General features: G+C 42.1%; 16 protein-coding genes. 14 read left to right on the top strand and 2 right to left on the bottom strand.

The genetic code is table 11. The features are described 5' to 3' along the window. Nucleotides 1-31: 31 nt before the first annotated feature. Nucleotides 32-364: a flagellar biosynthesis anti-sigma factor FlgM gene (gene flgM / locus GW828_RS13495; RefSeq protein ID WP_182697998.1), complete on the bottom strand. Its 333-nt coding sequence runs from the start codon at nucleotides 362-364 to the stop codon at nucleotides 32-34. A gap of 73 nt (nucleotides 365-437) precedes the next feature. Then, nucleotides 438-1,145 (bottom strand): flagellar basal body P-ring formation chaperone FlgA, encoded by a 708-nt coding sequence (gene flgA, locus GW828_RS13490; RefSeq protein WP_273057957.1) that lies wholly within the window; start codon nucleotides 1,143-1,145, stop codon nucleotides 438-440. 384 nt (nucleotides 1,146-1,529) lie between these two features. On the opposite strand from flgA, the gene GW828_RS13485 reads away from it, so the two are divergent. From GW828_RS13485 to GW828_RS13420, 14 genes are all read left to right on the top strand, one after another. Continuing rightward, the gene (locus GW828_RS13485) at nucleotides 1,530-2,450 is read left to right on the top strand and encodes a chemotaxis protein CheV (protein WP_124016904.1); all 921 of its coding nucleotides are present in this window, start codon (nucleotides 1,530-1,532) and stop codon (nucleotides 2,448-2,450) included. A 65-nt stretch (nucleotides 2,451-2,515) separates the two neighbouring features. Beyond that, entirely contained in the window at nucleotides 2,516-3,349 is an 834-nt protein-coding gene (locus GW828_RS13480; RefSeq protein ID WP_124016905.1) for a CheR family methyltransferase, read from the top strand. A 135-nt stretch (nucleotides 3,350-3,484) separates the two neighbouring features. Then, nucleotides 3,485-3,883 (top strand): flagellar basal body rod protein FlgB, encoded by a 399-nt coding sequence (flgB, locus tag GW828_RS13475; RefSeq protein WP_124016906.1) that lies wholly within the window; start codon nucleotides 3,485-3,487, stop codon nucleotides 3,881-3,883. Nucleotides 3,884-3,885: 2 nt separating this feature from the next. Next, a complete protein-coding gene (flgC, locus tag GW828_RS13470) occupies nucleotides 3,886-4,302 on the top strand; it encodes a flagellar basal body rod protein FlgC (RefSeq protein ID WP_124016907.1) in 417 nt (138 codons plus the stop codon). A 23-nt stretch (nucleotides 4,303-4,325) separates the two neighbouring features. Continuing rightward, nucleotides 4,326-5,111: a flagellar hook assembly protein FlgD gene (flgD, locus tag GW828_RS13465; protein ID WP_182742694.1), complete on the top strand. Its 786-nt coding sequence runs from the start codon at nucleotides 4,326-4,328 to the stop codon at nucleotides 5,109-5,111. Between the two features lie 60 nt (nucleotides 5,112-5,171). Further along, a complete protein-coding gene (gene flgE, locus GW828_RS13460) occupies nucleotides 5,172-6,551 on the top strand; it encodes a flagellar hook protein FlgE (protein WP_182698001.1) in 1,380 nt (459 codons plus the stop codon). Between the two features lie 267 nt (nucleotides 6,552-6,818). Further along, the gene (gene flgF, locus GW828_RS13455; protein ID WP_273057956.1) at nucleotides 6,819-7,562 is read left to right on the top strand and encodes a flagellar basal-body rod protein FlgF; all 744 of its coding nucleotides are present in this window, start codon (nucleotides 6,819-6,821) and stop codon (nucleotides 7,560-7,562) included. Nucleotides 7,563-7,573: 11 nt separating this feature from the next. Further along, a complete protein-coding gene (gene flgG / locus GW828_RS13450; RefSeq protein WP_124016911.1) occupies nucleotides 7,574-8,362 on the top strand; it encodes a flagellar basal-body rod protein FlgG in 789 nt (262 codons plus the stop codon). A gap of 9 nt (nucleotides 8,363-8,371) precedes the next feature. Then, nucleotides 8,372-9,046, top strand: a complete 675-nt coding sequence (flgH, locus tag GW828_RS13445) for a flagellar basal body L-ring protein FlgH (RefSeq protein ID WP_182698003.1) — start codon at nucleotides 8,372-8,374, stop codon at nucleotides 9,044-9,046. A 10-nt stretch (nucleotides 9,047-9,056) separates the two neighbouring features. Continuing rightward, entirely contained in the window at nucleotides 9,057-10,154 is a 1,098-nt protein-coding gene (locus GW828_RS13440) for a flagellar basal body P-ring protein FlgI (protein WP_124016913.1), read from the top strand. Between the two features lie 17 nt (nucleotides 10,155-10,171). Further along, complete coding sequence (gene flgJ / locus GW828_RS13435; RefSeq protein ID WP_273057955.1) at nucleotides 10,172-11,299, top strand: flagellar assembly peptidoglycan hydrolase FlgJ; 1,128 nt, start codon at nucleotides 10,172-10,174, stop codon at nucleotides 11,297-11,299. Further along, nucleotides 11,299-13,227, top strand: a complete 1,929-nt coding sequence (gene flgK, locus GW828_RS13430) for a flagellar hook-associated protein FlgK (protein WP_273057954.1) — start codon at nucleotides 11,299-11,301, stop codon at nucleotides 13,225-13,227. Before flgJ ends, flgK begins: the two co-directional genes overlap by 1 nt. A gap of 10 nt (nucleotides 13,228-13,237) precedes the next feature. Further along, the gene (gene flgL / locus GW828_RS13425) at nucleotides 13,238-14,443 is read left to right on the top strand and encodes a flagellar hook-associated protein FlgL (protein WP_273057953.1); all 1,206 of its coding nucleotides are present in this window, start codon (nucleotides 13,238-13,240) and stop codon (nucleotides 14,441-14,443) included. Nucleotides 14,444-14,637: 194 nt separating this feature from the next. Then, a partial coding sequence (locus tag GW828_RS13420) for a flagellin N-terminal helical domain-containing protein (RefSeq protein ID WP_475909412.1) occupies nucleotides 14,638-15,085 on the top strand: 448 nt, incomplete at its 3' end.

Below are 15,085 nucleotides of genomic sequence, written 5' to 3'. Positions count from 1 at the left end.
TTAAAGCAAATTAAAGAGTAACGTTTAACGGTTACTCTTTGTCAAATGATAGACTGCCTAGCTCTGCTTCAAAACTAGCAATATTAGCCGCAAGTTTTTCTGGGTCGACTTTATATCGTCCTTCAGAGATTGCGAGTTTAATTTCAGCGACCTTTTTTTGGTCTACTTCAGGCAATGATGCCATTTTAGTTTGCGCGCCCTGAAGCTGTTGAGCTTGAGAGGTAATGCTAACCGAATCAGTTTTAACTGGAGTCGCTGTTTTTTGCGCCACAGCTGCAGTATCAGATTTGGTATTAGACTGCGTTTCACGTGCAGTGCGCAGTTGTGTATTAGTAGCAGTGTTATGCTTAATGTCAATTGCCATGGGAGGCTCCAGCGTAATTATCAGGTTTTCCAAACAGGCTATCGGCAGTCCAGGAAAAAACTTTAACTCTATTTTACATTCTTACTTCAACTTCGCCAATGCCAATTACAACAGCATCAAATTGTTTGCTCGTATTACTATTTTTTACTCTGATAACGTCATTGAGATTACCGTCCCGTAAAGCTTCACCAAGGGTTTTAATTTCAATATTAGCGGTTTTAGCATAAATAGAAATCGTGTCTCCTTTGCAAACAAAACACAAGTTATTACTTAAGACTGGAGAGTCTTTCGCAACCCGACGTTTTACTCTTGAGCCAATTAATGAGTTGATATCTGAAAAAAATTGGCCTTTTAGACTATATTGATCAATATACATGATGTGTAAATGTTGTTGGTCAATAATTTGGTCTGGTGACAGTATCTGGTTTGCCGCGACAACGGGGTATTGAATTTCAACTCGAACTGAGAGATACATCTGCCATGGGTAGTCATAGTCTGGACTATCACAGCTCAGTTTTACCATATTATTGCGACTAATCGCTCGTTCACTGGCAATTTCAGCCGTTATTGGTGGATAGCACCGCGGAGGATTGACACGACCTTCAAGGTTTTGTGGGGTGATTTCGACCTTAGCTTTTGAGTCTGCTTCGATTTTTTTTTCTATCGTCTCTTTAGCTAAGTCATAAATGGTCGATAGTGAGGGTGTTATTATCTCTTCGCTAGCAAATGCTGGCAAAAAAAATGTTATTGAACATAATAAACATAAAAAAAATACTTTCATAATGAAGATACTAGCTTGTTTTGCCAGAATACACCTATACTTTTAAAAACGGAAAATATGCGGGCTATCTCTGCATACACAATAAGCTAAAAAATATGTACCGATGACATAATAATTTCATTATGTCCCCGTCAAAAAAGTGTCAGCTCACCGTGTGTGAGTTAATTAATACAAATTAAAGCAAGTTGTATGCCCACTTTTTTAATTTAATGAATAGATAAGTATTCGCTGGGTTGTTGATGGTTTACACTGAAGGTTGATATGTCTTTAGCGATAAATGAGCTAGATGTAATGAGCTAACGTATTGTGTTGAACCTAGGTTTACTATAATTTTAATGAACAATTTTTATCCTTTTGGGTGACAGTTAACTACAAGGTCGTGTTATGTCGAGCATTTTAGATTCAGTCAATAAACGTACTCAGCTTGTCGGGCAAAACAGACTCGAGTTACTATTATTTAGGCTTAACGGCCGCCAACGGTTTGGGATTAACGTGTTCAAAGTGAAAGAGGTTTTACAATGCCCACCACTGACAACCTTACCTAAATTAAATCGTTATGTTAAAGGTGTTGCTCATATTCGTGGCGCAACGATTTCTGTTATCGATTTAAGTGCTGCAACGGGTGGTCGTCCGCTGACATCAACTGAAAATTGCTTTATTATCATTTCCGAATACAACCGAAGCATTCAAGGCTTTTTAGTGAGTTCTGTTGAGCGTATTATCAACATGAATTGGGAGGCAATTATGCCGCCTCCACAAGGTTCTGGTCGTTCTTCCTATTTAACCGCAGTGACAGAGATAGAAGGCGAGTTGGTTGAGATTTTGGATGTTGAAAAAATTCTTGATGAAATTTCACCGGTTAAGACTTCGATCAGTCAAGAACTCAACGAAACTTTAACGATTGATAGAGAACAGCATTATCACATTATGGTTATTGATGATTCTGCAGTGGCACGTAAACAGATTATTCGTTCGTTAGAGTCTTTAAATCTGCAAATCGATACTGCCAAAGATGGTAGAGAAGCGTTAGAGATGTTGAAAAATATTGCCAAAGAAATGGATGATGTATCAGTGGAAATTCCGTTGATTATTTCTGATATTGAAATGCCTGAAATGGATGGCTACACTCTAACAGCAGAAATTCGTGATAATCCAAAGTTAAAGAATATAAAAGTCGTACTGCACACATCGTTAAGTGGTGTGTTTAACCAAGCGATGGTACAAAAAGTTGGGGCTAACGATTTTATTGCTAAGTTTAACCCCGATGAATTAGCCGCAGCGGTTAACAAACATTTGAGTTTATAATTGTTTAGAATTGAATAATATTGAACGTTCGGTCGGCTCATCGGCAAACATATTAGGAAGATAATGTGACAGATAAATCACTTGCTGAAGCAGAGTACAATCAATTTAGGCTGTTTTTAGAGCAGCATAGCGGTATTGTGTTAGGTGAGAACAAACAGTATTTAGTTCGTAGCCGCTTAGCGCCACTGATGGGAAAGCATAATTTGCCTTCTCTATCTGAGGTGGTTAAAAAGTCGATGAAACCGATAGAGCGTCAATTACGCGCTGAAGTGATAGATGCGATGACTACTAACGAAACCTTATGGTTTCGAGACCGTTATCCATTTGAGTTGCTGAGTAATTCTTTGTTGCCTGAATACAGCAAGTTGGGCCGACCATTAAAAATATGGTCTGCTGCTTGCTCATCTGGGCAAGAACCTTACTCTTTAGCTATGACAGTGTTGGAATATCAACAGCGTAAACCCGGTGCTTTGCCTGGGGGCGTGACAATTCAGGCAACAGATTTATCACCTTCTATGTTAGAGCGTTGTAAGAATGCTGAATATGATGGTTTAGCTCTGGCTCGTGGTTTGTCTGAAGAGCGTAAACGTCAGTTTTTTGATGCTTTACCGTCTGGCAATATGAAAGTGAAAGATAACGTAAAACGTTTAGTGAACTTCAGAGCACACAATCTACTTGAAAGTTATAGCTTATTAGGCAAGTTCGATATCATTTTTTGCCGTAATGTATTGATTTATTTTGCGCCAGAGGCAAAGGCTACCATTTTGCGGCAATTTGCTGCCGCACTTAATCCTAAAGGTATCTTATTCTTAGGTGCGTCAGAATCTCTTGCGGGGTTAACCGAAGAGTTTAATATGGTTCGCTGTAATCCCGGTATCTATTACCAGAAAAAAACCTAGCTAAAACAGTTGATTAGATTCACCTCATGCCGACGATCGTCGGCATGTTAGTTTTTTTATTTTATTCTCCCATTATAAAAATTGTTGGCATAACCTTTGCTTTATATCTATCAGTTAGCTGATGGAGGCAATTTTATGGCGATTAATTTCGATAATGCATTAGGTGTTCACCAATATTCTTTGGGCGTACGAGCTCAAAGAGCTGAAGTGATTTCAAGTAACATCGCCAATGCCAATACTCCTCATTATAAAGCTCGAGATGTTAATTTTGCTTCTGCTATGCAAGCAGCAAGCTCACATCAGAAGGGTTTGAGCATGAGTCAAACCACAGAAAAACATTTCGATTTAACAGCGTTAAGTCAACAACATGTCCAATATCGTGTTCCAAATCAAGCCGATACAGGTGACGGTAATACTGTTGATACGCAGAAAGAACAATCAGCATTTATGCAAAATGCGCTCGAATATCAAATGTCATTAGGCTTCCTTGAAGGTAAGTTTAATGGCATGCGTAAAGCGTTGCGAGGTGATTAATCATGAGTTTATTTAATATTTTCAATGTGTCTGGATCTGGTATGTCTGCGCAGTCAGTGCGTTTGAATACCACTGCCAGTAATATTGCCAATGCGGATTCTGTATCAAGCAGTGTTGATAAAACTTATCGAGCACGTCATCCCATTTTTGAGGCTGAAATGCTTAAAGCTAATAGCCAGCAAAATAGTTCGCCGGGTGTTAACGTCAAAGGCATTGTTGAAAGTGATAAACCATTAATAAAAGAATACTCGCCAGATCATCCGATGGCAGATGGCGATGGTTTTATTTATAAACCGAATGTCAATGTGATGGAAGAAATGGCCGATATGATTTCTGCATCACGCTCTTATCAAATGAACGTTCAGGTGGCTGATGCAACTAAGTCTATGTTGCAACAGACGTTAAGGATGGGTAAATAGTATGATTATTCAAGGAGGTAACAATGAGCCTCGTTAATTCTTACAGTCAGTCTTTACCGCAACAATCCAGTAGCACATCAAATACAAGTGCTACCACGAAAAGTTCTGTACAGACAAATACAACCAGCACTACTACTGGGAACCCTTTCCTTGACGGAATTCGATTACCTGAAGAAAGTGCGATCCCTGAATCAAAAGATCAGATGTTAAAGCAAGAAGATTTTTTTGCTTTACTCAGTCAACAGTTGTCTATGCAAGATCCTTTTAAACCGGTTGATAATGATCAAATGATTGCCCAAATGGCATCGTTTTCGACGGTTGATGGTATTTCAAATCTGAATGATGAGATCCTAAACCTCAATACGGTAATGAGTTCTAGCCAAGCGTTACAAGCATCAGGCTTAGTAGGTCGAAAAGTGCTTATCCCTTCTGATACCGGGGCGATTTCTACTGAAAGCCCTGAGATTAAAGGCGTGATCAGTACGCCATCTGCAATTGAAACGATTACGGTGAAAATTGAAGATGAGTCGGGTCAGCTGATCAAGAGCTTTAATGTTGATGGCAGTAAAGGCGGCAATGTTGATGTGACATGGGATGGCTTAGGTAAGGATGGCCAACCCGTTAAAGCGGGTAATTACTCGATAAAGGCCAGTGGTAAAGTTGATGGAACGTCGGAAGATTTAGCGGTATCAACTTATGCACATGTGACAAGTGTGTCATTGGGCACTGCAGCGACTGGGGCCATTTTGAATTTGCGTGGAGTAGGCGGAATTAAGTTATCTGACGTACTCGCAGTATCTGAAACATAGTAAGGCCTGTATTGAATTATTGGCTTTATTGATAAATGAATTAATTGTGAGAGGTGAACTATGTCATTTAACATTGCACTGAGTGGTATTGCTGCCGCGCAAAAAGACTTAAATACAACGGCGAATAATATCGCTAACGTGAATACTATTGGTTTCAAAGAATCACGAGCTGAGTTTGCTGATGTGTACGCAAATTCTATTTTTTCGAACAGTAAAACCGCTGTCGGTGGTGGAGCAACCACCACTCAAGTGGCACAGCAATTTCATCAAGGTAGTTTGCAATTTACCAGTAATTCACTGGATATGGCGATCAGTGGCGGTGGTTTCTTTGTTACGTCGTCTGAGTTAGGGTCGCAAGATCAGTCATATACACGTGCAGGGGCATTTAAAGTTGACTCGGCCAACTATATGGTCGATTCAGCGGGTAACTTTTTACAAGGTTTCCCTGTTGATGAAGATGGTAACTCGACTTCTGTGAGTTTAACCACAACCCAACCGATTAAGATTCCTGACACTGCAGGTAGCCCTGTGCAAACCGGAAATGTTGGTTTGCAAATGAACCTTAATGTGGGTGAAACCGCACTAGACCCAGCTAATTTTAATCCTGCTGATTCTGATACGTTTAATAATTCTACCTCGGTGACGATTTATGATTCATTAGGTGAATCGCACATTATGACCACTTACTTTATTAAACCGACCAATGGTTCATTTACAGGTGAAAGTAATTGGGTTGCCTTTTATGCAGTTGATGGCGATCCCGTTGATGTTGCGGCTGGCGCTGGTACTTATTCAACAGATACCAATGGTGATGGCACTGCTGATGCGACGGGTACAGCATCTGCTGCTAATCCCGATGGATTAGGTGGCGTCTGGTCAGGAGCGGTGCTTAAATTTAACTCTGTAGGTGCTTATACTGGCAGTGATCCGGCTAACATTACCACTGAAGCATTAGGTTCTGGCGGTGCAGGTGCTTTGGGCCCTGGAGCCGACGGCACTCAAACACTTACGATAAAATTTAATAATCCAACTCAGTATGCTTCTCCATTTGAAGTCACTGAATTGACTCAAGATGGTATTACCGTAGGGCGATTAACCAATGTTGGTATTGGTTCTGACGGTCTGATTACCGCTAGTTATAGTAATGGTTCAACTGTGCCGTTAGCGCGGGTTGCATTAGTACGTTTTGCTAATGAGCAAGGTCTTACTCAGGTGGGTAATACGTCTTGGAAAGCCAGTTTAGGTTCCGGCGCGGCATTAGCTGGTGAGGCAAATAGTGGTACATTTGGTAGTATTCGCTCTTCTGCACTTGAACAGTCAAACGTTGATTTAACCACTGAGCTGGTCGATTTAATCTCAGCTCAGCGTAACTTCCAAGCTAACTCACGTACGCTTGAAGTTAACAATACCTTGAACCAAACGATATTACAGATCCGCTAAATGATCCTTAGGCTATAATGATCCTTAGGCTATATAGGTGTTGCCGTTTACGGCAACACCTTGCCTTTTCCACCTCGTTACTTGTCCCCGTTATTACACCCCTCGTGTCGATAGAAGCTTTTTTGACACTCATGCGCTACCTATTAATTTTATTGATTAACTGATTCATACAGTTACATCTCAATCCTCTCACTTAAAAATCGTTGGCATGATGCTTGCTTGTTCTGTGTATATAGTGTTTTTGCAGAAAGTTTGACGGAGCAAAAAATGGACAAATTTCTTTATATTGCCATGAGCGGCGCAAAGCAAGGGATGAATGCCCTAGCAGTGAGTGCGAACAATCTTGCTAACGCGAATACTGATGGATTTAAAGCTGACATGGTCCAAGCCCGTTCAATGCAGGCATTTGGTGAAGGTTTGCCTACACGGGTATTTTCGATGCTGGAAAGCCCAGGCAGTAACTTTAATAGCGGCCCCATTAAAACTACTGGTCGCGATCTTGATATTGCGGTTAAAGGAGATGGCTGGCTTGCTGTGCAGGCGGCTGATGGTTCCGAGGCATATACCCGCGCTGGTAGTCTAAAAATTGACAGTACCGGCTTGTTATTAAATAGCCGTGATCGTCCTGTTATGGGCGCTTCAGGTCCCATTGTGTTACCCATTCCAGTTGAAAAAATAGAGATTTCGGCCAACGGTATTATTTCTGTACGCCCTCAAGGGGCAACCGCAGAAGTAATAGAAGAGGTCGGAAGGATTAAGTTAGTTAATCCTGGTAACGAAAACCTTATGCGCGGTGAAGATGGTTTATTTCGTCTTATTGCCGGTGGCAATGCGCCAAACGACCCTGGCGTTCAAGTTGAAAGTGGTGCGGTCGAAGGCAGTAATGTTAATTCTGTGCATGAAATGGTCGCCATGATTGATATTCAACGTCAATACGAAATGCAAGTCAAAATGATGAAGAACGCTGAAGAGATTGATCGAGCGTCCACTTCCTTGATGAGAATTAGTTAGGAGTAATTATTATGCATCCAGCGTTATGGATAAGTAAAACCGGTGTCGACGCCCAACAAACCAATATTGCGGTTATTTCAAATAACGTGGCTAACGCCAGTACCGTGGGATTTAAGAAAAGTCGTGCAGTATTTGAAGACCTTCTTTATCAAACGGTTAACCAAGCTGGTGGCATTAGCTCAGACAATAGCAAGTTACCTAATGGTTTAAACATTGGTGCAGGTACTAAAGTGGTTGCCACGCAAAAAATGTTTACCCAAGGCAACATGCTGACCACAGATAACTCATTAGATTTAATGATTGAAGGTTCGGGCTTTTTTGAGGTGCAAATGCCAGATGGTACAGCAGCCTACACTCGTAACGGCCAGTTCAGCTTAGATGATACCGGCCAAATCGTCACACCAGGTTCTGGTTATGTGGTTCAACCGCCTATCACTATTCCAGAAAACTCCACCAGTATTACGGTGTCGGCCTCGGGTGAAGTGTCAGTGCAAACCCCAGGTACAGCTGCCAGTCAGATTATTGGCCAGTTAACCATGACCGATTTTATTAACCCTGCTGGTTTAGATCCATTAGGGCAAAACTTATACACCGAAACAGGTGCGAGTGGCACGCCTATTCAAGGTACTGCATCACAAGACGGTTTAGGTTCTATCCGCCAAGGCGCATTGGAAACCTCTAACGTTAATGTGACAGAAGAATTGGTTAACCTTATTCAAGGTCAACGTATTTACGAGATGAACTCCAAAGTTATCTCGGCGGTTGATCAGATGCTGTCTTATATTAATCAGAATCTCTAAGGAGCTAACATGATTAAATACATTGCGTTAGCGTCAGTATTGTTATTGGCTGGGTGCAGTTCTACGCCCAAGAAACCGATTGCTGATGATCCATTTTATGCGCCGGTATACCCAGATACTGTACCAACGCAAGTGGTGCCAACGGGATCTATTTATCTTGATAGCCAGGCATCAAGCTTGTATTCCGATATTCGTGCGCATCGGGTCGGTGACATCATCACTGTGACCTTAAAAGAATCAACCCAGGCGAAAAAAAGTGCCTATAACCAAATCAAAAAAGGCACTGACTTAACCGTCGAGCCAATTTATGCTGGTGGCAAAAATGTGTCTATAAGTGGTATCCCGCTCGATCTTGGTTATAACGACAGCATGAATACCAAGCGAGAATCAGATGCCGATCAATCAAACAGTTTAGATGGCAGTATTTCAGCCAACATCATTCAAGTACTTAGCAACGGCAATTTAGTTATCCGTGGTGAAAAATGGATTTCGATCAATAACGGTGATGAGTTTATTCGCGTCACAGGCATGATCCGCAGTGAAGACATTAACCCAGATAATACAATTGATTCTACACGAGTGGCTAACGCTCGTTTTCAGTATAGCGGTACCGGTACGTTTGCTGACTCCCAAAAAGTCGGTTGGCTGAGTTCATTCTTTATGAGTGACTGGTGGCCTTTCTAAGGAGTAATGCATGAAAACTAAATTGATCGTGTCGCTTGTTGCGTCGATATTAATGCTCAGTGCTTCTGCAAATGCAGAGCGGATTAAAGATATCGCCAGTATTCAGGGAGTACGAAGTAACCAACTAGTGGGTTATGGGTTAGTTGTTGGTTTGCCTGGTACCGGGGAGAAAACCCGATATACGGAGCAAACATTTAGAACCATGCTAAAAAACTTTGGCATTAATTTACCTGAATCAGTTCGTCCTAATTCAAAGAACGTAGCCGTTGTTGCTGTACACGCTGAAATGCCGGCCTTTATCAAGCCGGGTCAAAATCTTGACATTACCGTGTCTAGTTTAGGCGAGGCAAAAAGTTTACGTGGTGGCACCTTATTACAAACCTTCTTAAAAGGGGTTGACGGCAATGTGTATGCCATTGCTCAGGGCAGCTTAATTGTGAGTGGCTTTAGTGCTGAAGGCCTTGATGGGTCAATGGTGATTCAAAATACACCAACGGTTGGTCGAATTCCAAGTGGCGCCATTGTTGAACGCAGTGTGATCAGTCCGTTTGCTAGTGGTGATTACCTGACATTTAATTTACGTCGCTCAGATTTTTCTACCGCTAAACGTACTGCCGATGCGATTAACGATTTACTTGGCCCCGACATGGCAAAAGCTATTGATGCGACTTCTATTCAAGTCAGTGCACCGCGCGACGCATCACAGCGGGTATCGTTTTTATCGACATTAGAAAACATTGAGGTTATTCCGGCTGAAGAGTCAGCCAAAGTCATTGTTAACTCTCGTACCGGCACCATTGTGGTTGGTCAAAATGTCAAGTTACTGCCTGCGGCTGTGACCCACGGTGGATTAACCGTGACTATTGCCGAAGCTACGCAAGTATCACAACCCAACCCCTTAGCGGGTGGTAATACGGTTGTTACCACCAACAGTACGATTGATGTGTCAGAAAAAGATCGTCGTATGTTCATGTTTAATCCAGGCACCACTCTTGATGAGCTTGTCAGAGCCGTGAATCTAGTGGGCGCAGCACCATCAGATGTTCTTGCCATACTCGAAGCGTTAAAAATGGCAGGCGCTTTGCATGGTGAACTTATCATCATCTAAATATTGTCGGAATGACTATGGAAAAGTTGTCAGCTTCATCGAACTTTCTGGATCTAGGAGGACTAGATTCACTTCGTGTCCAAGCCCAGAAAGACGAGAAGGGGGCACTTAAAGAAGCGGCTAAGCAATTTGAAGGGATCTTTATTCAAATGCTCATGAAAAGCATGCGAGATGCCAATGCCGCGTTTAAGTCAGACAATCCAATGAACAGTGAAACAACAGCTTTTTTTGAACAAATGCGTGATCAACAAATGTCTGTCGATTTATCCAATAAAGGCATGCTAGGGCTGGCTGAAATGATGGTGCAGCAATTAGACCCAGAAAATAGCCCTATTACTCCGGCATCAGTATTACGCGGTAATAGCGACTACAAAGTAAACCCGAGCATGTTTGTTGCGCCAGCAACAGAGTTAGATAAAGACACTTTAGATGCTATAGCACCAAAAGATCAAATAGCGGCATCGCATTCTGTTATTGATCATGCGCAGTCTATGCAACCTATGACGGCCAAGCTTTCTCGGGTGTTATCTGGTGAGCAATTAGACAGTGTGTTACGCGGCGAGCAATTAACCAGCCAAGCGTTACAAATGGGCAAAAGTTTGCCGCAAGTTGATACCCCTATGGCAAAAAGCAAAGGTATTGCGGTAAGTCAATTTACCAGTCCAGAACATTTTATTTCGGTGTTGTATCCCCACGCTGAAAAAGCGGCTAAATCCTTGGGTACCTCAGCTGAAGTGTTAATCGCTCAATCAGCACTCGAAACCGGTTGGGGCCAAAAAGTGGTACGTCGTAACGACGGCACTATGAGTAATAACTTATTTAATATCAAAGCTGATAAACGTTGGCAGGGTGACAAAACCTCTGTCAATACATTGGAATTTGAAAAGGGCATAGCAGTGCAACAAAAAGCGGATTTCAGAATGTATGACAACCTTGAACAGAGCTTTAACGATTTTGTGTCGTTTATTAGCCAAGGTGATCGTTATCAAGATGCGCGTAAAGTTGCTGCAGAGCCGACTCAGTTTATTAAAGCACTGCAAAAAGCAGGCTATGCCACCGACCCTCAATATGCCAATAAAGTTATCAATGTGATGAAGTCGGTAAAAGAAGGCCTTAAATCTGTATTACCTGTGGAGACTAAATAATGTCGATTGACTTACTCAATATCGCTCGCACAGGCGTTCAAGCATCTCAAGCGCAATTAGGTGTCACCAGTAATAACATCGCCAATGCAAATACTGCTGGTTACAACAGGCAAGTTGCTACCCAGTCATCATTAGAATCACAACGCTTGGGCAATAATTTTTATGGCACCGGCACTTATGTGTCCGATGTTAAGCGTGTTTATAACGAATTTGCCGCGCGTGAGTTACGCATCGGCCAAACCAGCATGAGTGCGGCTGAAACCTCTTACAGTAAGTTGAGTGAGTTAGATCAGATTTATTCTCAAATTGGCAAAATGATGCCAGAAAATTTGAACAATTTTTTTGCTAGCATCAATAATGTAGCCGACTTACCGACCGATTTAGGTATTCGCGGCAGTAGTCTCAGCTCTGCAGAGCAGTTAGCCGCTGGTCTAAATCAAATGCAGTCGCAACTTGATGGTCAGGTAAAGCAAACTAATAGCCAAATTGAATCCGTTACCACTCGTATAAATGAGATAAGCAAAGAATTAGGCAGCATCAATTTAGAATTGATGAAATCTCAAGGCGATGACAGCCAAGTGCTAGACAAGCAAGACGCACTCATTTTAGAGCTCAGCCAGTATGCTCAGGTGAATGTTATTCCATTAGATACTGGCGCAAAATCAATTATGCTGGGCGGTTCAGTGATGTTGGTGTCAGGTGAAGTGTCGATGTCAATTGGCATGAGCCCAGGCGATCCATATCCAAATGAACCGCGCATTAATGCTTCTATTGGCGATAAAACCCTTAACATTGATCCGTCTAAATTGGGCGGTCAACTTGGCGCATTATTTTCATTTAGAGATGACACTTTATTACCGGCTAGCACTGAGCTTGGCCAATTAGCCTTAGGTATTGCAGACACCTTTAACGAAATGCAATCCAAAGGTTTTGACTTAAACGGTAACGTCGGTAGCGATATCTTTCGTGATATTAACGATCCATTAATGGCTTCAGGCCGTGCAGCAAATAATTCTACCAATACTGGTACAGCAGCAATGTCGGTCAATATTGATGATGTGGGTGCATTATCAGGTGGCAGCTACGAGTTGAGCTATACCATCGCAGATGGTTACCAATTAAAAGATACTAAAACTGGAGAGCAAACCACATTAACAGTATCGGGTAGTCAACTTACCGGTGGTGCAGGTTTTAGCATTAATATTGCCAGTGGTGCCGTAGCGGATGGTGATAAATTTGAAATCCGCCCAACCGCTGGTGCCGCTGCAGGCTTAAAAGTGGTGATGACCGATCCCAAAGGTATTGCTGCTGCTGGGCCTCAAATTACGCCAAATACAACCAACTCTGGTGAGTTAGCGGTAAAAGTGAATGCCATTAATCGTGCCGACGCTAACTTCCCGGTTACAGGAAGTGAACTGTCGGTTCGAGTTAATACCAATACCGCTACAAAAACTTTTGAAGTTTTTAATGCCGCTGGCACGAGCGTTGGTGGCCCAACCGCATTTACTCCACCACAAATTAATACGGGTTTTGGTTTTAGTTTCGAAATTGACGATCAATCCACTGCTGGTGTTACCGATACATTTACGTTTGATTTGTCATTTGCTGAAGGCGACAACAGTAATGCAGTTGAAATGGCTAAATTGTCTGATGCTAAATTGATGAATAACGGCACGGGTACCTTAAACAGCGTATTTGAAAATACTAAATTGGATATTGGTAGCCAAACTAAGTCTGCTGAAGTGCGAGTGGGCTCGGCAACGGCAATATATCAACAAGCCAGTAACCGTGTGCAAAGTGAATCTGGTGTCAACCTTGATGAAGAAGCAGCAAACTTATTGCGCTTTCAACAATCTTATCAAGCCTCCGCCAGAATAATGACAACGGCACAAACCATTTTCGACACTCTATTAAGCTCGGTTCGCTAGGAGATACATCATGAGAATTTCTACCGGACAGATGTTTCAGCAAAACACTAATAGCATATTAGAAAAGCAATCTGCCACCAACACCATAATGGCGCAAATTTCTAGCGGTAAAAAAGTCAATACAGCAGGGGACGACCCAGTTGCGGCTATTGGTATTGATAACTTAAAGCAAAAAAATGCTTTGGTGGACCAATTTGTAAAAAACATCGATTACGCCACTAGTCACATTCAACAAGCCGAAAGTCAGTTAGGCCAAGCAGATACCTTGGCTGGCAGCATGAAAGAGTCAATGCTTCGCGGCATTAACGGCAGCATGACTTCCGCCGAGCGGCAAGTGATTGCCGATGACATGCGTCAAAGTCTTGAACAATTAATGTCCATTGCCAACACCAAAGACGAATCAGGCAATTATATTTTTGCTGGCAATAAAACCAACAGCGCACCATTTGCGTTTGATAATAATGGTGATGTGGTTTACAGCGGTGATGCCGGCATTCGTAAAAGTAATATTGCCCAAGGAGTCCAAGTTAATACCAATACTCCTGGCGATGCCGCCTTTATGAACGCGCCCAATGCTATGGGCGACTATCGCGTCAATTATTTGTCAACTCAACAAGGTGATTTTGTCGTAACAAGCGCCAAAATCACTGAACCATTAACCTATACACCTGATACCTATAGTTTTAATTTTGTTGATGACGGTAATGGCGTGATGAATTTAGAGGTGCGTGACAGTGCGGCAACGCTTGTCACTACGGTTGCCCCTTTTGACGCTTCTTTGCCGGTGAACGTTAACGGCATAGAGATTCAACTCGATGGCGAACCAGCAATTGGCGATACTTTCACCATCAACGAAGTCGCACAAGTCAGTATATTCGATACTTTCAGCAAGGCTATCGCATTATTCGAAAGCGGCAACGATGCACAAACACCTGCTGGGCAGTCAGAGTTGGCACAGCTCTTGAATAACATTGATAGTGGCGTCAATCAAATGAGTCAGCAACGTAGCTTAACCGGCAACAGCCTAAAAGTGCTGCAGCAGTATAGCGACAACCATACTGATGAAAAGTTGATTAACACCTCGGCATTATCAAAGTTAGAAGATTTAGATTTTGCCTCGGCAATTACCGAATTCGAAAAGCAGCAACTAGCACTCAACGCAGCATCGAGTTTGTTCAGTAAAGTAAGTTCGACCAGTTTGTTTGACTATATATAACACGTTGTAGATTTAGTTCGTTATAAGGTCTTTTGTAAGGGTTTTTCTAAGCACTTATTTTGGTTTGTATAACAAAGGCTCTGATAAACGCTCTTATAAAAAGACATGTTTCACTACACATTAAACAGTTTAATGATTAACCGTTTAGCCAAGCTCCGAGTCTTGGCGTTCAACTAAGAAGAGGAATTTTACATATGGCTATTTCAGTTAATACCAACGTCACATCAATGAAAGCGCAAAACAGTTTAAATGGCGCTAACAGCAAACTTTCCATGTCAATGGAGCGTTTATCATCAGGCCTTCGCATTAATAGCGCTAAAGATGACGCCGCAGGTTTACAAATTTCGAATCGCATGACCAGCCAGATTAATGGTATTGGTGTTGCTATTCGTAACGCTAATGACGGCATTTCGATTGCGCAAACCGCTGAGGGTGCGATGCAAGAGTCGACTAATATTCTACAGCGTATGCGTGACTTGTCATTGCAATCTGCTAACGGTTCGAACTCATCTGAAGATAGAGCTGCGATGCAAAAAGAGGTGTCTGCATTACAAACTGAATTGACTCGAATCGCCGAAACAACATCGTTTGGTGGACAAAAATTACTAGATGGTACTTATGGCACTCAAAACTTTCAAGTAG

The sequence above is a fragment of the Shewanella vesiculosa genome (assembly GCF_009994065.1).
Classification (GTDB): Bacteria; Pseudomonadota; Gammaproteobacteria; order Enterobacterales; family Shewanellaceae; genus Shewanella; species Shewanella vesiculosa.
Note: the sequence above shows the minus strand (reverse complement) of the source record. Positions and strands in the feature narration are given on the sequence as shown.